The organism is Sporomusa aerivorans, from assembly GCF_041428895.1.
Taxonomy (GTDB): Bacteria; Bacillota; Negativicutes; order Sporomusales; family Sporomusaceae; genus Sporomusa; species Sporomusa aerivorans.
In genome coordinates, this window is the sequence record NZ_CP156926.1 from 2,169,956 (window position 1) to 2,185,402 (window position 15,447).

Below are 15,447 nucleotides of genomic sequence, written 5' to 3' on the forward strand. Positions count from 1 at the left end.
CAGTGATACACCGGTGATTGAGTATAGGTGGTGAATATCCGATGAGTTTAGAAAACCGAAAATATGATATTCGCTATGTTGCAAACTATCTTAGAAAGTCTCGCGCTGAAAGCATGGAAGACCTGGAAAAGCATCGGATGGTACTCAACGAATTGTGTGTCAAAAACAACCTTAAGTTCGTTGAATATAAGGAAGTAGGGACATCCGATAGTATTGATATGCGTCCAGAGATTTTAAAGCTTTTAAAAGAGGTTGAAGGCGGGGTATATGACGCTGTTTGCGTTGTTGAATACGATAGGTTAGGGCGCGGCGACCTTGGAGAACAAGACCGGCTTAAAAAAGCATTTCAAAAGTCAGAAACGCTAATTATTACGCCGGATAAGATTTACGATTTAAATAACGATATAGATGATACATATGCCGACCTAAAAGGTTTTTTTGCTAGGCAAGAATATAAAATGATTACTAAGCGCTTACGGCAAGGGAAGGTCATAGGTGCCAGGCGCGGACAATGGACAAATGGTATACCTCCATTCCCTTATGTATATCAGCGTTATCGTGATAAGTATAATGAAAAAGGCCTTGTTGTTAACGATGAAAGATTGCCAATATATCGTGAAATGCTAGAAAAAGCATTAGCGGGAATACCTTCACAGAAAATAGCTCAAAGCCTGAATCAAAGAGGGGTTTTTACTCCAAAGGGTAATTATTGGAGTGCTGTTACTGTACAAAGGCTTTTGCTTGATGAAACGCATCTAGGGCAGATTATTAGCAACAAGACAAGAGGGAGCGGACATAAAAAGAAACGCCCGAATGCGAAAAAATATGAAAGGCTACCTAAAAGTGAATGGACTGTTGTTGAGAATTGCCATGAAGCAGTGAAAATTAAAGAAGAACATGATCGTATCGTTGCCATCCTAAGCAGCAGGAAAAAGGTTCCCACAAAAAGCCGGAAGCAATCACATGCATTGACGGGACTTGTCAAATGCGCTAAATGTGGACATAGTCACACGCTCCATTTAGTTGACGGTAAAGCATATGTTAGACCCTGTTGGTATATAGACCCTCTAGGCAATAAATGCCGTAATAAAGGCATTTTGTCGGATACTTTGGAAGAGACTATTTTGAAAGAAATATCAAAGTATCAGAGCGAAATTATAAATAGCAATGAACCAATAGACAACCAGCAGTCCGATAAAATTAAAGCAGAAATCAGTGAACTTGAAAACCTGCTTCAAAAATATAAAAAAGCATTGGAAACAGTAAATGATGCTTATGAACTTGGAGATTATAACCGGGAGGAATGGCAAACAAGAAAAAGAAAATGGCAAAAGCTCGTAAGTCAAATCGAAGACGAACTATACGAAATGAAGAAAATTTACCAATCCAATCAAAACGTAAGCGACGAGGAACGTAAGCAAAACTTCATAAATTTTCTTGCTAATATCAGGACAATGACCGATAATGTACAGCGTAATGACTTGTATAGGACAGTCATTGAAAGCATTGTTTACCTGCGTGAGGGAAATACTATCGACGTAAAAATTAATTTCAAGTAAGGGAGGTGGTCGCGCATGTTATCAGATAAGAAAATACCCAATGGATTGGTAAATGAGAAATCGCCTTATCTGCTGCAACACGCTTACAATCCTGTGGATTGGTACCCGTGGGGCTCAGATGCCTTTGCAAGAGCAGAGGCCGAAGATAAGCCGATTTTCCTTTCTATTGGGTATAGCTGACGACTTGCATTGATGAACTTGTCATTGGTGCCATGTTATGGAACGGGAGTCTTTTGAGGATAAAGATGTGGCGGCGCTTTTGAATAATTATTTTGTGGCTGTTAAGGTTGACCGGGAGGAGCGGCCTGATGTTGACCATATTTATATGACGGTTTGTCAGGCGGTGGCCGGTCAGGGCGGCTGGCCGCTGACAATTGTGATGACTCCAGATAAGAAGCCGTTCTTTGCCGGAACTTATTTGCCCAAGCATGCCAAATGGGGCAGGCCGGGGATTATGGAAGTATTGGCCATGTTAAAGGAACAATGGGACAGCAATCGCGACAAGATAGAAGAGATCGGTGCGAAGCTGGCCTTGTCGCTGCAGCAGAAGACGGCCAGGCCGGAGGCTGGGCAGTTGTCGCACGCAACGCTGGAACAGGCGTTTACCCAACTGTTAAATGATTTTGATCCTACCCATGGCGGGTTTGGACCTGCACCCAAGTTTCCCACACCGCATAATCTTTTGTTCCTGCTGCGCTTCTGGCGGCGGTCGGGGGATAAAAAAGCCATTGCCATGGTGGTCAAGACCCTGGACGCCATGAGCCGGGGGGGAATATATGATCATCTGGGGTATGGCTTTGCCCGCTATTCGACCGATAACCGGTGGCTGGCGCCTCATTTTGAGAAGATGCTGTATGACAATGCCCTGTTATGCTACGCATACATAGAGGCGTACCAGTGTACCGGCGATTCGGATCTTGCCCGTATTTCCGAGGAAATAATCGCCTATGTTCTACGGGATATGGCCAGTACCGGCGGTGCGTTTTATTCTGCTGAGGATGCCGATTCCGAAGGGGTTGAAGGAAAGTTTTACGTCTGGTCGCGGGCAGAGATTCTGGAAATCCTGGGACCGGAGCTTGGTGAACTGTTTGTCGCTGTTTATGATATCACGCCAGGTGGCAATTTCGAAGACGGGACCAACATTTTGAATCTGATTACCCAAGATTTATATGACTATGCTGCCAAACATTCACTGGATATTAACGACTTGGAAACAAAAATGAGCGCGGCCAGAGAAAAGCTGTACCAGGTTCGCAAGCAGCGGGTCCATCCGTTTAAGGATGATAAGATTCTGACGGCCTGGAACGGACTGATGATTGCTGCGTTGGCCAAGGCTGCCAGGGTTTTGCAGCGGGACGATTACGTGCAGGCTGCCCAGCGGGCTGTGAATTTTATCTTTGCCAAGCTTACTGCGGAAGACGGCAAACGGCTATTGGCCCGTTACCGGGACGGGCATGCGGCCTATTTGGGTTATATCGATGATTATGCGTTCCTGCTCTGGGGCTTGCTTGAGGTGTATGAAACTACCTTCAATCCGCAGTATCTGCGCCAGGCGCTTGAGTTGAGCAAAGAAATGATCGACCTGTTCTGGGATAAGGACGACGGCGGTTTTTACTTTACAGGTCATGATGGCGAAGAGTTGCTGCTACGGCCCAAAGAAATCTATGACGGCGCTTTGCCGTCAGGCAATTCGGTAGCGGCGTTGGCGCTGTTAAAGCTAGCGCGGTTAACGGAAGATGACAGCTACATTTCTATGGTTGAGAGCATGTTTAACCGCTTCAGCCGTGAGATTGCCCATTATCCCCGGGCTTATACCTACTTTTTGCTGGCGCTGGATTATTACCTGTCTGCACCGAGCCATATTGTTATTGCCGGTGACAAGCGGGATAGCAACGTTCAGGCCATGCTGGCGATGGCAGGCCGGAAGTTTATGCCGGAAACTGCCGTAATCTATAATGATCCGGAGTATCAAACGGAAAATTGGGAACTGCTGCCTGTCGCATCAGGTCAGGAAGCCCTGGGCGGAAAAGCTACCGGTTATATTTGCGAAAACTTTACCTGCCAGCGGCCGGTGCAGACGCTTGAGGAGTTTGAGCAGCTATTAAATAAAGAAAGTGTTAGACAATAAGTTTTAATTAACAATTAGTTAAAATACACCTGTCAGAATACTTGTTTACCGTTCGTGACTTTGGTAAAATGTAGTTAAATGACGAATAATTGTATATAAAATCGAAGAGGAAAAGGGGTTATATCATGATCAGTGCAAAATTGCAAGAAGCTATCAACAGTCAAATTCAGGCGGAAATGTACTCGGCCAACCTCTATCTGGCAATGTCAGGCTACTGTATGAGCAAGAATCTTAAAGGGTTTGCCAATTGGCTGCGGGTGCAGTATCAGGAAGAAACCATGCATGCGCTAAAATTCGTTGATTATATTCTGGAACGCGGCGGCGAATTAAAACTGAAAGCGATTGACGCTACGCCGGCTGATTTTGGTAAACCTGTTGAAGTATTTGAGAAAATCCTGGCTCATGAAGAGCATGTTACCAGTTTGATCAACAAGCTTTACGAAGTGGCTGTTGCCGAAAAAGATGTCGCTGCCCAAATCTTCCTGCAGTGGTTTGTAACCGAACAAGTCGAGGAAGAAGCTTCCGCCAGTGAAGTGTTAGAGCAGCTTCGCATGCTTGGCGACGAGAAATCCGGCATATTCTATCTTGATAAAGAACTGGCTTCAAGAACCTACCAGCCGCCTGCAGACGCCCAAGGCTGATAAAGGTGCGGCACCAAAAAGACCCCTGAGAGGGGTCTTTTATTTAAGGCAATGCTGCCTTTGAGGGGAGGAGGAAGCGGGTGAGAGTAGTCATAATCGGTGGGGTGGCGGCAGGAATGAAAACGGCCGCCAAAGTACGCCGGGAAGATCCCGATGCGCAAATTACGGTATTGGAAAAAGGCTCGCTCATTTCGTACGGAGCCTGTGGAATGCCGTATTATGTCGGTGGCTTGGTTGCCGATATTAATAATTTTATGAAGACCCCTTCAGGTCATATGCGCAATCCGGAGTTTTTTAAGGAAAAAAAGATAGACGTTCATACCAAAATGCTGGTGACAGCTATTGACCGGACAGAAAAAATGGTGACAGGCCGCAATCTGGCAACAAACGAAGAATTCACGCTTCCCTATGATAAGCTGGTTATAGGCACCGGCGCTACTCCTGTAAGACCGCCGCTTGACGGTGTTGATTTAAAAGGCATCCACCAGTTCTGGCATCCGGACGATGCTGTTGCCGTACGTTCCGGGATTGATAACGGCCAAATTAAAAACGCGGTGGTTATCGGCGCCGGGCTTGTTGGTATGGAACTGGCGGAAGCCTTTGTCACCCGCGGTGTTAAGACAACGGTTGTCGAGATGCAAGACCGTGTGTTTCCGGCTTTTTTAGATCCGGAGGTAGCAGCCGCAGTGGGCAAATACGCCGCCAAGAAGGGGATTGAGCTGCTACTGGGCGAAAAAGTGGAGCGTTTTAATGGTGACGAGATGGTTCGGGAAGTAGTAACCAACAAACGCGTCGTCCCGGCCGAGGCCGTTGTTCTGGCAATCGGTGTGCGTCCCAATGTTGAGCTTGCCAAAGCTGCCGGCCTGACTATCGGGCCTACCGGCGCTATTGCCGTGAATGAATATCTGCAGACAAGCGATCCGGATATTTATGCCGGCGGGGACTGTGCGGAAAATACCAATATTATTTCCGGGAAAAAAGTATTTGCGCCTATGGGATCAACAGCTAACAAACATGGCCGGGTTATCGGCGAAAATATCGCCGGGAAGAGGGTCAAATTCGGCGGTGTTCTGAATACGGTGGGGGTCAGAGTGCTGGATCTCCATGTTGGTAAGACCGGGCTTACCGAACGGGAAGCCGGTGAGCTTGGGTTTGATTATATAACTGTTGTGGTGACAAATCCGGACAAGCCACATTATATGCCGGGTTCCCAACGAATTACCGTTAAGCTGATTGTTGAGGCCGCTACCCGCAAAGTGCTGGGAGCGCAGCTGTTTGGCCAGGGAGAGGTTGTGAAACGTATCGACGTTTTGGCAGCCGCCCTTACAATGGGAGCTACGATAGACGACTTGTTTGATATGGATCTGGTCTATGCGCCGCCATATAGCAGCCCTATTGACAATGTGGCCGTGGCGGCCAATGCGGCAATGAATAAACTGGACGAGCTTGCAAGGCGGCAAGGGTCCTAACAGCGCTCATTTTTTTCGCGGAACTATTCGCGTAGCGTAAAAAACATGACAGCAGCTCACACTAAGCTTGAGGTGAGTTGTTGTCATGAGTTTTTTTATCCCGAAACGTGCTATTTTTGAACCCCGGGCATTGGATTATCCTATGGGCAAGGAACTATATGAGAAGCTCAAGGGTATGGAGGTACCTATAACTTTTACCGGTTCGCACAACAGGGTGTCAGGTATACCCGGGAAAACGCCGCGGGAGGCATTCCGGGAGGCTAAGCGCACGCTGGTGGTGGGGGTAAGAAAGGGAACTGACTTTGCCGGCTGTAAACCATCGGCGCACTATCAACTGCCGCTCAATACCAGTTGTCCGAGCATGTGTGAATACTGTTATCTGGCCACCACACTGGGAAAAAAGCCTTACTTGCGGGTCTATGTAAATCTTGACGACATTTTTAACCAGGCCGAAAATTATATTGCGCAGCGCGCCCCGGAAATTACCTGGTTTGAGGGGGCTGCCACTTCCGATCCTATTCCTACCGAACACCTGACGGGTATCCTGTACAAAACCATTGAATTTTTTGGCCGGCAGGAACTGGGGAGGTTTCGTTTTGTTACCAAGCATGATAAGGTGGATAGTTTGCTCTTGTGCAGGCATAATGGGCATACCCGTTTCCGTTTTAGTCTGAATGCGGCGGCCGTCATTGAAAAGTATGAACACATTACGCCGCCGATGGCTGACAGGGTGGCCGCCGCAGGCAAAGTCGCCCACGCCGGGTACCCGTTAGGATTTATTATTGCGCCGGTTTTTTACTTTGCCGACTGGCGGCGGCAATATGAAGAACTCATCATGGCGCTTGATGCGCAACTGCCGGCAGCCGCCCGGAAAGATCTAACTTTCGAGCTTATTTCGCACCGTTTTACAAAAAGAGCCAAAAATAATATTTTGGATTTGTTTCCGGAAACCACTTTACCAATGGAAGAAGAGGATCGCAAATATAAGTATGGGCAGTTTGGTTATGGTAAGTATGTGTACCGGCCTGAGGTCATGGCCGAGCTCAAGGAATTCATGAAAAACAAGCTTTTCAGCGTATTTCCGCATGCCCAAATAGAGTATTTTGTTTAAGAGAATATTTGGTTTTTGTTTACAATAAATATTCCCATCCTGCCAGGTATTTGGCAGGACTTTTTTTTATGTTTAGAGAATCCCCTTAATTACATGCAAGAATTTGCGATATATATTATAGTGATACTTTTGTTGAGGTATAGGGAGGGCTTTCATTGGAGAAGTCGACAGTTATTGGTATGGTAATGGGAATTGTGGCAGTTCTTGTCGGTATGGCGCTCAAAGGCGCTAGTCCGACTGCACTTATAAACCCTGCTGCATTCATGATTATTTTTGTTGGTACGGCTGCGGCGTTATTTAACGCTTTTTCGCTGGAACAAATCAAGCAATTCCCAGTTTTGGTTAAGAAATTATTTAAACAGCAAGAATTAATCCCCAAGCCTGAACTGCTTAAATTATTTGTTGAACTGTCCCAGATTGCGCGCCGGGAAGGTATTTTGGCTTTGGAGAGCAGACTGGAAGAGATCAAGGACCCGTTTTTGAAAAACGGCATGAGCATGGTCATCGACGGTATGGACGTAGATTTTGTCCGTGACGTGCTTGATGCTGATATTGATGCCATGGAAGAACGGCACCGGGCTGGAGCGCTTATTTTTTCGCAGGCAGGCATGTATGCGCCTACACTCGGCGTTTTAGGCGCGGTTATCGGTCTTATTGCCGCCTTGGGAAATTTGAACGATATTGAAGTGCTGGGTCACTCCATTGCCGCTGCGTTTGTTGCGACACTGCTCGGTATTTTTACAGGCTATGTATTATGGCATCCATTTGCCAACAAACTGAAACAGCTTTCCAAAGAAGAAGCTGAACTGAAACGCATGATGGTCGAGGGGATATTGTCTCTCCAGGCCGGTGATTCACCGATGGCTATTGAATCCAAGCTGCTGGTATTTATTCCGCAAAGAATCCGGGAGTTATTAAAGCCTAAACCGGAGGATAAATAATGAGCAAAAAAAAGAAAGAACATCATGAAGAGCATGCCGATGAAACCTGGCTGATACCGTATTCCGATCTTTTAACCTTACTGCTTGCGCTGTTCATCGTTCTGTTTGCGTCAGCCCAGGTTGATGAGAAGAAGTTTGAAGAAATAAGAACACAGTTTAATGTGGCGTTTAGCGGCAGTCCGGCCCTGCTTAACAGTCCTAAGCCGCCACAGCCGGATAACCCGAATTCGCCGTCAATTCCGCAATTGCCAACTATCATTGAGCCTATGCAAGGCGCCAATGAAAAAGCATATATGCAGGAGACGGCTCAACTGGTGGAGTTAAAGAAGACTCTGGATAAATATATTTCGGAAAACGGCTTACAGGGGGATTTAAGCACTGCTTTAACCGAGGACGGATTGTTGATTCGCATTAAGGATGCCGCTTTATTTCCGTCAGGCAGCGCCGAACTCAGACCCGAGTCTCGCCGCCTTGGCGAGCAGATAGCCAAGCTCTTGTCGCCGCTTACACAAAGAGTGACAGTTTCCGGTCACACTGACAATATGCCGATCAATACCCGGGAGTTTCCGTCAAACTGGGAGCTGAGCTCCCGGCGGGCTGTAAACTTTATGCGGTTCCTCCTGGCGCAGGACACCGGACTTATGCCGGCGAGGTTTAGTGCTACCGGCTATGGTGAATTCCGGCCGCTCGCCGGTAACAATACCACTGAGGGTCGCTCGTCAAACCGGCGGGTTGAAGTGTTGATCCAGCGCAACTACCATCCCTAAGAATTACCGTTAAATTACATAAATGCTATTTTGAGAATGAGGCATTCAATGGCCTCATTTTTATTTTTGTCCAATGCTTTGTGGTTCGCCTGAAAAAAATGAATATTCACTAATGACTTGTTTTTCCTTGGTTATACTATAAACGTTGTTAAGTCTTAATAAAAGCCGGGCGGATGGATGTAGGTGCTAAGCGCCGTGTAATTTAATCTCATGTTCGATCAGCGCGGGGAGGCGCAGGCTTATTTATGAAACTTGTCATCATTCCGACATACAATGAAAAAAGCAATATTGCCGAATTGGTTCAATTGGTATGCAGCTATGTTCCCGACATGCATGTGCTGGTTGTTGATGACAGTTCACCGGATGGAACCGGCGAACTTGTTGAAGGTTTGATAGCAGGAGAATTTGAGAGCCGGCTGTTTCTTTTGCAGCGGTCTGGAAAACTGGGATTAGGTACAGCCTATATTGAAGGGTTTAAGTGGGCGCTGGCACGTGATTATGAATACATTTTTGAAATGGATGCCGATTTTTCCCACAATCCCAAATATTTGCCGCATTTTTTGGATGCCATAACATGCTGTGATGTCGTTTTGGGAAGCCGCTACGTACAGGGCGGCGGGGTAACCAACTGGAGCCGACTGCGCCGGCTGATCAGTCTTGGCGGCAGTCTGTACTCCCGGGTTATTCTCAACATGCCGTTTCGTGACCTGACTGGCGGATTTAAATGCTTCCGCCGTCAGGTCCTGGAAAAAATTGATTTGAGCGCTGTTAAGTCTAACGGATATTGTTTTCAGATAGAAATGACTTACCGCGCTTTTTTATTGGGTTTTGCGATCAGGGAGGTGCCTATCGTTTTCGAAGAACGGGCCGAGGGGCAATCCAAGATGTCGTCAGGTATATTTAATGAGGCTCTCGTAATGGTGCCTAAGCTGAGAGCGGCCAGAAATAGTCTCAAGTCATAATTTGCTTTACTGTCAGAACTGTGTTAGGCTGAGATTGCGGTTTCTATCGCAATCTCATTCTTTTTTCTTGGCTTTTTGTATATTTAGTATATAATAAATGTGTAATTGTAAATTTGTGGCAGGTGTTAACGTGGTAATCGGTATAGGTATCGATATTATTGAAATTAGCAGGATCAAGGCCGCCATTGAGCGGGAAGCCTTTGTCAAACGGGTGTTTACGGCGGCGGAGGCGGCCTATTGCCGCAGCCGGGGTGTGCAGCAGGCGGCCTCGTTTGCCGCGCGGTTCGCTGCTAAGGAAGCGGTTGCCAAAGCGCTCGGGAGTGGCTTTGCCGGTGGCAATGTTATTGATATTGAAGTCCGGGTAGCGGCAAACGGCAAGCCGGACATTGCATTGCACGGCAGTTTTGCTGATCTGGCGAACAAGCTGGGTATGAAGCGTATCCACATTTCTTTGACCCATGCGCGGGAATATGCAGCTGCGCAGGCAGTATTAGAGGGAGGCGAGCCGGTTGAAAGCGACAACTGCAGCTGAGATGCGGGAGATTGACCGCATCGCGATTCATGAATATGGGATACCGGGCGTTGTGCTGATGGAAAACGCCGGCCGGGCTGTCGTCCGGCAGCTTGAGGTACTGGCAGGACAGTTACAGGAGCGGCGGTTTTGTATTTTTGCCGGTAAAGGCAATAATGGCGGCGACGGCTATGTTATCGCCAGGCATTTGGCTAACCAGGGCGCCAAAGTAAAAGTATTTTTGCTGGGTGAAAAAGCCGCTGTAAGTGGTGATGCCCGGATTAATCTTGATATAATTGAAAAAATGAATTTGGATATCCTCGAAATAAGCAGTGAGCGGGATTGGGATAAGGCAAGAGTGGCGGCAAGTTTTACCGACTACATCGTGGATGCCTTGCTGGGCACAGGCGTACGGGGTGAAGTGAGCGGTGAAATGGCGCGTCTTATCGATATGATAAACGCTGCCGGCAAGCCGGTGGTCGCAGTTGATATCCCTTCCGGTGTGGATGCTGATGCCGGCCGGATCTGCGGTACGGCGGTGGCAGCCGCCTGCACTATTACGTTTGGCTTGCCGAAACCCGGCCTGTTTTTGTATCCCGGCGCAGAATATGCCGGTGAGATTACAGTCACTGACATCGGCATACCCGCCGCTGTCGTTGCGGGGCAAAATATCAAGCAGAATATAGTTATGGCGGAGAATGTTCGCGCTGTTTTGCCAAGGCGCAATCCCGCCGCTCACAAAGGTACTAATGGCCGGACTTTGGTTATTGCCGGTTCGCGCGGCCTGAGCGGTGCTGCCGCCATGGCTGCCGAAGGCGCCCTCAGAGCTGGGGCCGGTTTGGTAACACTGGCAGCGCCGGCCAGTCTCCAGGACATATTGGCAACCAAACTTACTGAAGTAATGACTAAGCCGCTTAGTGAAATAGACGCTGGCGGCATCAGCCGGGAGGCAGTTGCCGATATGATTGAGCTGGCGGCCGGCTGTGATGTGCTGGCCATTGGTCCTGGCATTGGCCGCAGTGAAGATACGGCGGCTGCCGTGCGTGAGACCATTACGGCCGTCGAATGCCCGCTGGTTCTTGATGCCGATGCGTTATACGTGCTGGCCGGTTTTACCGGTCTTCTGACAGAATGTGCCGCGTTGCCGGTATTGACGCCGCATCCGGGCGAGATGGCAAGATTAACCGGTCACTCAATTCAATTGGTAAATTCTGACCGTATCAATATTACCCGAAAAGCGGCAGGAGAATGGGGCAGCATTGTCGTATTAAAAGGAGCAAGGACAGTAGTTGCTTTTCCGGACGGAGAAGTATATATTAATCCTACAGGTAATGCTGGCATGGCAACCGGTGGCACAGGGGATGTGCTCACAGGCGTCATTGCCGGACTGATTGCCCAGGGCATGTCCAGCCATGATGCGGCTGTTGCAGGCGTCTATATCCATGGCTTGGCCGGAAATATTGCCGCTCAGTCCGGAATGGTGGGGCTGACGGCGACCGATTTGCTTAAAGCAGTACCGGCTGCATTATACGGCATAAATAACTATTAAAGTATATAAAAAAGTTGACATCGGTATATAACTGCTTATATAATAATAGTATCTTTTAATATGCTCCATACTGGCGGGGGTGAAGGTGTGGCAGAATTACGGCGCATAATGATTAGTATTCCGAATGCATTATTACAGGAAGTGGATGGCATAATAGCTATGGACAAATTGAGCAGAAGCCAGTTTGTCAGAGAAGCCATGCGTTTATATATAGAAGAGCGCAAGCGGAAAGCAGTACGTGATATGATGAAAAAAGGGTATCAGGAGATGGCCGTCATTAACCTAACCTTAGCCGAAGAAGGTTTACTGGCCGACGTGGATACGTTTGAACTATTGCCTGGCCTGCTGGCGGAGCGTGAATAGCAATGATTGTCAAGCGCGGGGATATATATTACGCTAACTTGAGTCCGGTAGTTGGATCGGAGCAGGGTGGACACCGACCGGTACTGGTTATACAAAATGATGTCGGCAACAAATACAGCCCGACGGTTATTGTTGCAGCGATTACTTCCCAGATATCTAAGGCAAAACTGCCTACGCATGTGGAGGTAAATGCCAAACAATATAACCTTGAAAAGGATTCGGTGGTTCTTCTTGAACAACTGCGTACCATTGACAAGCGCCGTTTACGGGAAAAGGTGACGCATCTGAGTGAGGAAATCATGAATAAAGTGGACGAAGCTATTCGTATCAGTGTAGGCTTGGTTCAGTTGTAAGGCTAGGTGTAGGCGGGAAACTGCCTATTTTTAGTTTGCATACATAGGAGGAAAAATAATGTATCAAATTCGTAAAGGGTCATGGCTGTTAGTCGTCATGACTATCTTTTCATTATTCCTGATAACCGGCTGCAGCAATGCAGGTAATAATAAGGCGCCGGCGGCGGCCGTGGCCGGTGCGCCGCTTACGGTCAAAGTTCTTGATGTTGGCCAGGGGGATTCCATTCTGATCCGTACCGGTGAGCAGGTGGTGCTGGTGGATACCGGCGATGTGCCAGCCAGGGAGAAACTGGTCAGTATGCTGAAAAGTCAGGGAATCAGCACCATTGATAAGCTGATTATTACTCATCCGCACGCCGACCATCTTGGTGGGGCAATTGCCGTTCTGGACAATTTTGCCGTCAAGCAGATATATGATAGTGGCCAAAAAACTACAACCAATTTATATAAGCAGTATTTAACACAGATTCAAAAGAAAAAAATTCCGTTTACCGTAGTGGAAGTCGGTACAACCATTGACTTGGGGCAGGAGGTTGTCCTTAAAGTTTTGGCGCCGGAGAAGCCATTCTTTAGCGGTACGGATTCTGATTTAAACAACAATTCGATTGTGGCCAAACTGGTGTATCGCAGTTTTTCTCTGCTGCTGACAGGCGATGCGGAAGAAGAGTCGGAACAGCGGATGCTGAAACGGGATGCCGCCGGTCTGAAAAGTACGCTTTTAAAGAGCGGGCATCATGGCAGCCGTACCTCTTCGACCATACCGTTCTTACAGGCGGTTAAACCGGAAGCGGCGCTTATTTCACTGGGGGCCGATAACGAATACCATCATCCCCATCCGTCCACTCTAAAAAAATATAATGAGAGAAAAATTAAAGTATATCGTACAGATACCGACGGTACACTGACCGTTACTACTGATGGCTCGACGTATAACATTACTAAGGAGAGATAGACAGGCATGAATATACGGGCTGTAGTTGACAGGTTTGAAGAAGATAAGGCCGTACTGCTGGTAGGCGAACAGGAAACCAGCATAATCTGGCCCCGGCAGTTATTGCCGGAATGCCGGGAAAGCGATATTTTGGCTATTAACATTACCGTGGATAGTGCTGCCACCCAAAAAGCCAAACAGGAAGTGGAAGACTTGTTCGAGCAAATCATTCGACAAAACAATAGCCAGGACGGAAAATAGCAGGAATATCCTGCAGAATAATTGCATATATTTTTATTTTTGCACGATAAGTGACTTAAGTCCTGCAGGAATTTTGACAAGAAACTCGAATAGGTAAAGGACACTTCGCTGTCTGGAGGTGCCTTTATGCGAAAGTTGTTTTTGTTTTGTCTGCTTGTTATGCTTATGACAACCTGGACAACTGTACAAGCTGCTCCTGCTCCTCCGCCTGTACCGGGAGCTAAGGCGGCAATTGCCATGCCCAAGCTGGCAAGCGCAAAAAAAGTACAGACCCTGGCCGCCAGTAATTTTTCAGAGCTGCGCCAGGTTAGATGGGCTAACCACACTGATGCTGTTACCGGCGCCGCCACTATGCGGTTGGTTATGGATGTATCCGGACCGGTAGAGGCCAGCGGCGTAATTGTTGCAGAGCCTACACCGCGCCTTGTGGTTACAATCAAGGAGACAACCCCTGGGAAATCTGTCGACAATCTTAGTTTTGACGGTAAAATTGTAGACAAAGTTGCCTTCAATGTCAGCGGTAAAGATACTAAAGTGATTTTTGACCTGCCGCAGGTGCTGGATGATACGGATTACCGGGTTTTTACACTGCCGAGTGATACTGCGGCCAATAAATCATTCCGGGTTGTTGTCGATGTCAATAAACCTGTCCCGCTGCCGGACTTTTCTTTTACCTCCGGGCTGAAGAACAAAGTCATTGCCATCGATCCAGGCCATGGCGGAAGTGACCCGGGAGCGATTGGTCCTACCCGGTATCAGGAAAAAACAGCTACCCTTGCCGTAGCTTTGAATGTAAAAAAATTACTGGAGAAGGAAGGCGCCAGGGTAGTGATGACCCGGCAGGATGACCGGGATGTATATGGTCCGAATGCAACTGCCGTCGATGAGCTTAAGGCCCGGGCAACGGTGGGCAACAGCCGCAAAGCGGATGTGTTTATCAGTATTCACGCCGATTCATTTTCCGACCGTAGCGCTGGAGGAACGTCTACATACTACTATCAAAAAACACGCTATGACCCAATGCTGGCAAAAGCTCTGCAAGTAAGCCTGCTTGAAGCCGGCAATCTTCAGGACCGGCGAGCTAATCCCGCTAACTTTTATGTGATTAAAAGGACGGCTATGCCGGCGGCTCTTGTTGAACTAGCCTTTATCTCCAACCAAAATGAAGAAACCTTATTAAGCTCACCTGATTTTCAGCAAAAAATGGCTCAAGGAATAGTGCGGGGCCTGGATCGGTTCTTTGACCAGGCCTCTAAGCTAAACTAGAGAGGTGGGTACTATGCGAAGTAACAAAATTACATGGTTGCTGGCCGCTCTGGTACTGGCCGTAACCTTACTGATAGCCGGCTGTGACAGCGCTGCTCCCGCGACAGGCCAAACGCCTGCCGAAACACCGGCTAAATCAGCGGAGCAGTCTCAGAATCCGGGAACTGCCCCGGGGGCAGGGCAAACTATGCAGCTTACTATTTATCATGCGACCAAGGATGCTATGTATCTTGTGCCGGAAACTCATAAAGTGCCGGTCAACAGCCATCCGGCCCGCACCGCTATTGAGCTTCTTATTGCCGGCACTAAGAATGCCAACCTGGTAGGCGTGATGCCGCCGGGGGTAAAAGTAAAGAATGTCACGGTTAAAGACCACGTTGCTTACGCCGATTTTGACGATAAGCTAATTAAAAAAGGTAACGGCGGATCGGTTAGTGAGATTTTGCTGGTAGGAGCTATTGTCAATACTCTTACTGAGTTCCCTGATATCCAAAAGGTGCAGATTATGGTTGACGGCAAAAAGATTGATACCATTACAGGACATCTTGACGTCAGTGAGCCGCTGAGCCGCTCAGAGCAGATTATAAAGAAATAAGAAAGACGGCAGTTCTTCAACAGAAGAACTGCCGTCTTTT

General features: G+C 47.8%; 17 protein-coding genes. All 17 read left to right on the forward strand.

Annotated features, from left to right (window positions below; all coding sequences use genetic code 11):
* Nucleotides 1-41: 41 nt before the first annotated feature.
* A complete protein-coding gene (locus tag SATMO3_RS09930; protein ID WP_371380511.1) occupies nucleotides 42-1,559 on the forward strand; it encodes a recombinase family protein in 1,518 nt (505 codons plus the stop codon).
* Between the two features lie 15 nt (nucleotides 1,560-1,574).
* The gene (locus SATMO3_RS09935) at nucleotides 1,575-1,739 is read left to right on the forward strand and encodes a DUF255 domain-containing protein (protein ID WP_371380513.1); all 165 of its coding nucleotides are present in this window, start codon (nucleotides 1,575-1,577) and stop codon (nucleotides 1,737-1,739) included.
* 37 nt (nucleotides 1,740-1,776) lie between these two features.
* A complete protein-coding gene (locus tag SATMO3_RS09940; RefSeq protein WP_371380515.1) occupies nucleotides 1,777-3,687 on the forward strand; it encodes a thioredoxin domain-containing protein in 1,911 nt (636 codons plus the stop codon).
* Between the two features lie 125 nt (nucleotides 3,688-3,812).
* Nucleotides 3,813-4,328 carry a ferritin gene (locus tag SATMO3_RS09945; protein ID WP_371380517.1) on the forward strand — a complete coding sequence of 172 codons (516 nt, stop codon included), beginning with the start codon at nucleotides 3,813-3,815 and terminating at the stop codon, nucleotides 4,326-4,328.
* Between the two features lie 80 nt (nucleotides 4,329-4,408).
* The gene (locus tag SATMO3_RS09950) at nucleotides 4,409-5,797 is read left to right on the forward strand and encodes an FAD-dependent oxidoreductase (protein WP_371380518.1); all 1,389 of its coding nucleotides are present in this window, start codon (nucleotides 4,409-4,411) and stop codon (nucleotides 5,795-5,797) included.
* A gap of 85 nt (nucleotides 5,798-5,882) precedes the next feature.
* Complete coding sequence (gene splB, locus SATMO3_RS09955; RefSeq protein ID WP_371380520.1) at nucleotides 5,883-6,908, forward strand: spore photoproduct lyase; 1,026 nt, start codon at nucleotides 5,883-5,885, stop codon at nucleotides 6,906-6,908.
* 155 nt (nucleotides 6,909-7,063) lie between these two features.
* On the forward strand, nucleotides 7,064-7,849 hold the full coding sequence (gene motA / locus SATMO3_RS09960) for a flagellar motor stator protein MotA (protein ID WP_371380522.1): 786 nt from the start codon (nucleotides 7,064-7,066) through the stop codon (nucleotides 7,847-7,849).
* Complete coding sequence (locus SATMO3_RS09965; RefSeq protein ID WP_371380524.1) at nucleotides 7,849-8,616, forward strand: flagellar motor protein MotB; 768 nt, start codon at nucleotides 7,849-7,851, stop codon at nucleotides 8,614-8,616. Before motA ends, SATMO3_RS09965 begins: the two co-directional genes overlap by 1 nt.
* Before the next feature lie 245 nt (nucleotides 8,617-8,861).
* Entirely contained in the window at nucleotides 8,862-9,578 is a 717-nt protein-coding gene (locus SATMO3_RS09970) for a polyprenol monophosphomannose synthase (RefSeq protein ID WP_371380525.1), read from the forward strand.
* A gap of 130 nt (nucleotides 9,579-9,708) precedes the next feature.
* Nucleotides 9,709-10,110, forward strand: coding sequence for a holo-ACP synthase (acpS, locus tag SATMO3_RS09975; RefSeq protein ID WP_371380527.1), 402 nt, complete (start codon nucleotides 9,709-9,711; stop codon nucleotides 10,108-10,110).
* The gene (locus SATMO3_RS09980; protein ID WP_371380529.1) at nucleotides 10,088-11,638 is read left to right on the forward strand and encodes an NAD(P)H-hydrate dehydratase; all 1,551 of its coding nucleotides are present in this window, start codon (nucleotides 10,088-10,090) and stop codon (nucleotides 11,636-11,638) included. Before acpS ends, SATMO3_RS09980 begins: the two co-directional genes overlap by 23 nt.
* A gap of 87 nt (nucleotides 11,639-11,725) precedes the next feature.
* Nucleotides 11,726-12,001 carry a CopG family ribbon-helix-helix protein gene (locus tag SATMO3_RS09985; RefSeq protein WP_371380531.1) on the forward strand — a complete coding sequence of 92 codons (276 nt, stop codon included), beginning with the start codon at nucleotides 11,726-11,728 and terminating at the stop codon, nucleotides 11,999-12,001.
* A gap of 2 nt (nucleotides 12,002-12,003) precedes the next feature.
* Nucleotides 12,004-12,354: a type II toxin-antitoxin system PemK/MazF family toxin gene (locus SATMO3_RS09990; protein WP_371380533.1), complete on the forward strand. Its 351-nt coding sequence runs from the start codon at nucleotides 12,004-12,006 to the stop codon at nucleotides 12,352-12,354.
* Between the two features lie 58 nt (nucleotides 12,355-12,412).
* Complete coding sequence (locus SATMO3_RS09995) at nucleotides 12,413-13,306, forward strand: ComEC/Rec2 family competence protein (RefSeq protein WP_371380535.1); 894 nt, start codon at nucleotides 12,413-12,415, stop codon at nucleotides 13,304-13,306.
* A 6-nt stretch (nucleotides 13,307-13,312) separates the two neighbouring features.
* Nucleotides 13,313-13,546 (forward strand): DUF3006 domain-containing protein, encoded by a 234-nt coding sequence (locus tag SATMO3_RS10000; RefSeq protein ID WP_371380537.1) that lies wholly within the window; start codon nucleotides 13,313-13,315, stop codon nucleotides 13,544-13,546.
* A gap of 126 nt (nucleotides 13,547-13,672) precedes the next feature.
* Nucleotides 13,673-14,812: an N-acetylmuramoyl-L-alanine amidase gene (locus tag SATMO3_RS10005; protein WP_371380538.1), complete on the forward strand. Its 1,140-nt coding sequence runs from the start codon at nucleotides 13,673-13,675 to the stop codon at nucleotides 14,810-14,812.
* 13 nt (nucleotides 14,813-14,825) lie between these two features.
* Nucleotides 14,826-15,407 carry a GerMN domain-containing protein gene (locus SATMO3_RS10010; protein ID WP_371380540.1) on the forward strand — a complete coding sequence of 194 codons (582 nt, stop codon included), beginning with the start codon at nucleotides 14,826-14,828 and terminating at the stop codon, nucleotides 15,405-15,407.
* Nucleotides 15,408-15,447 lie beyond the last annotated feature (40 nt).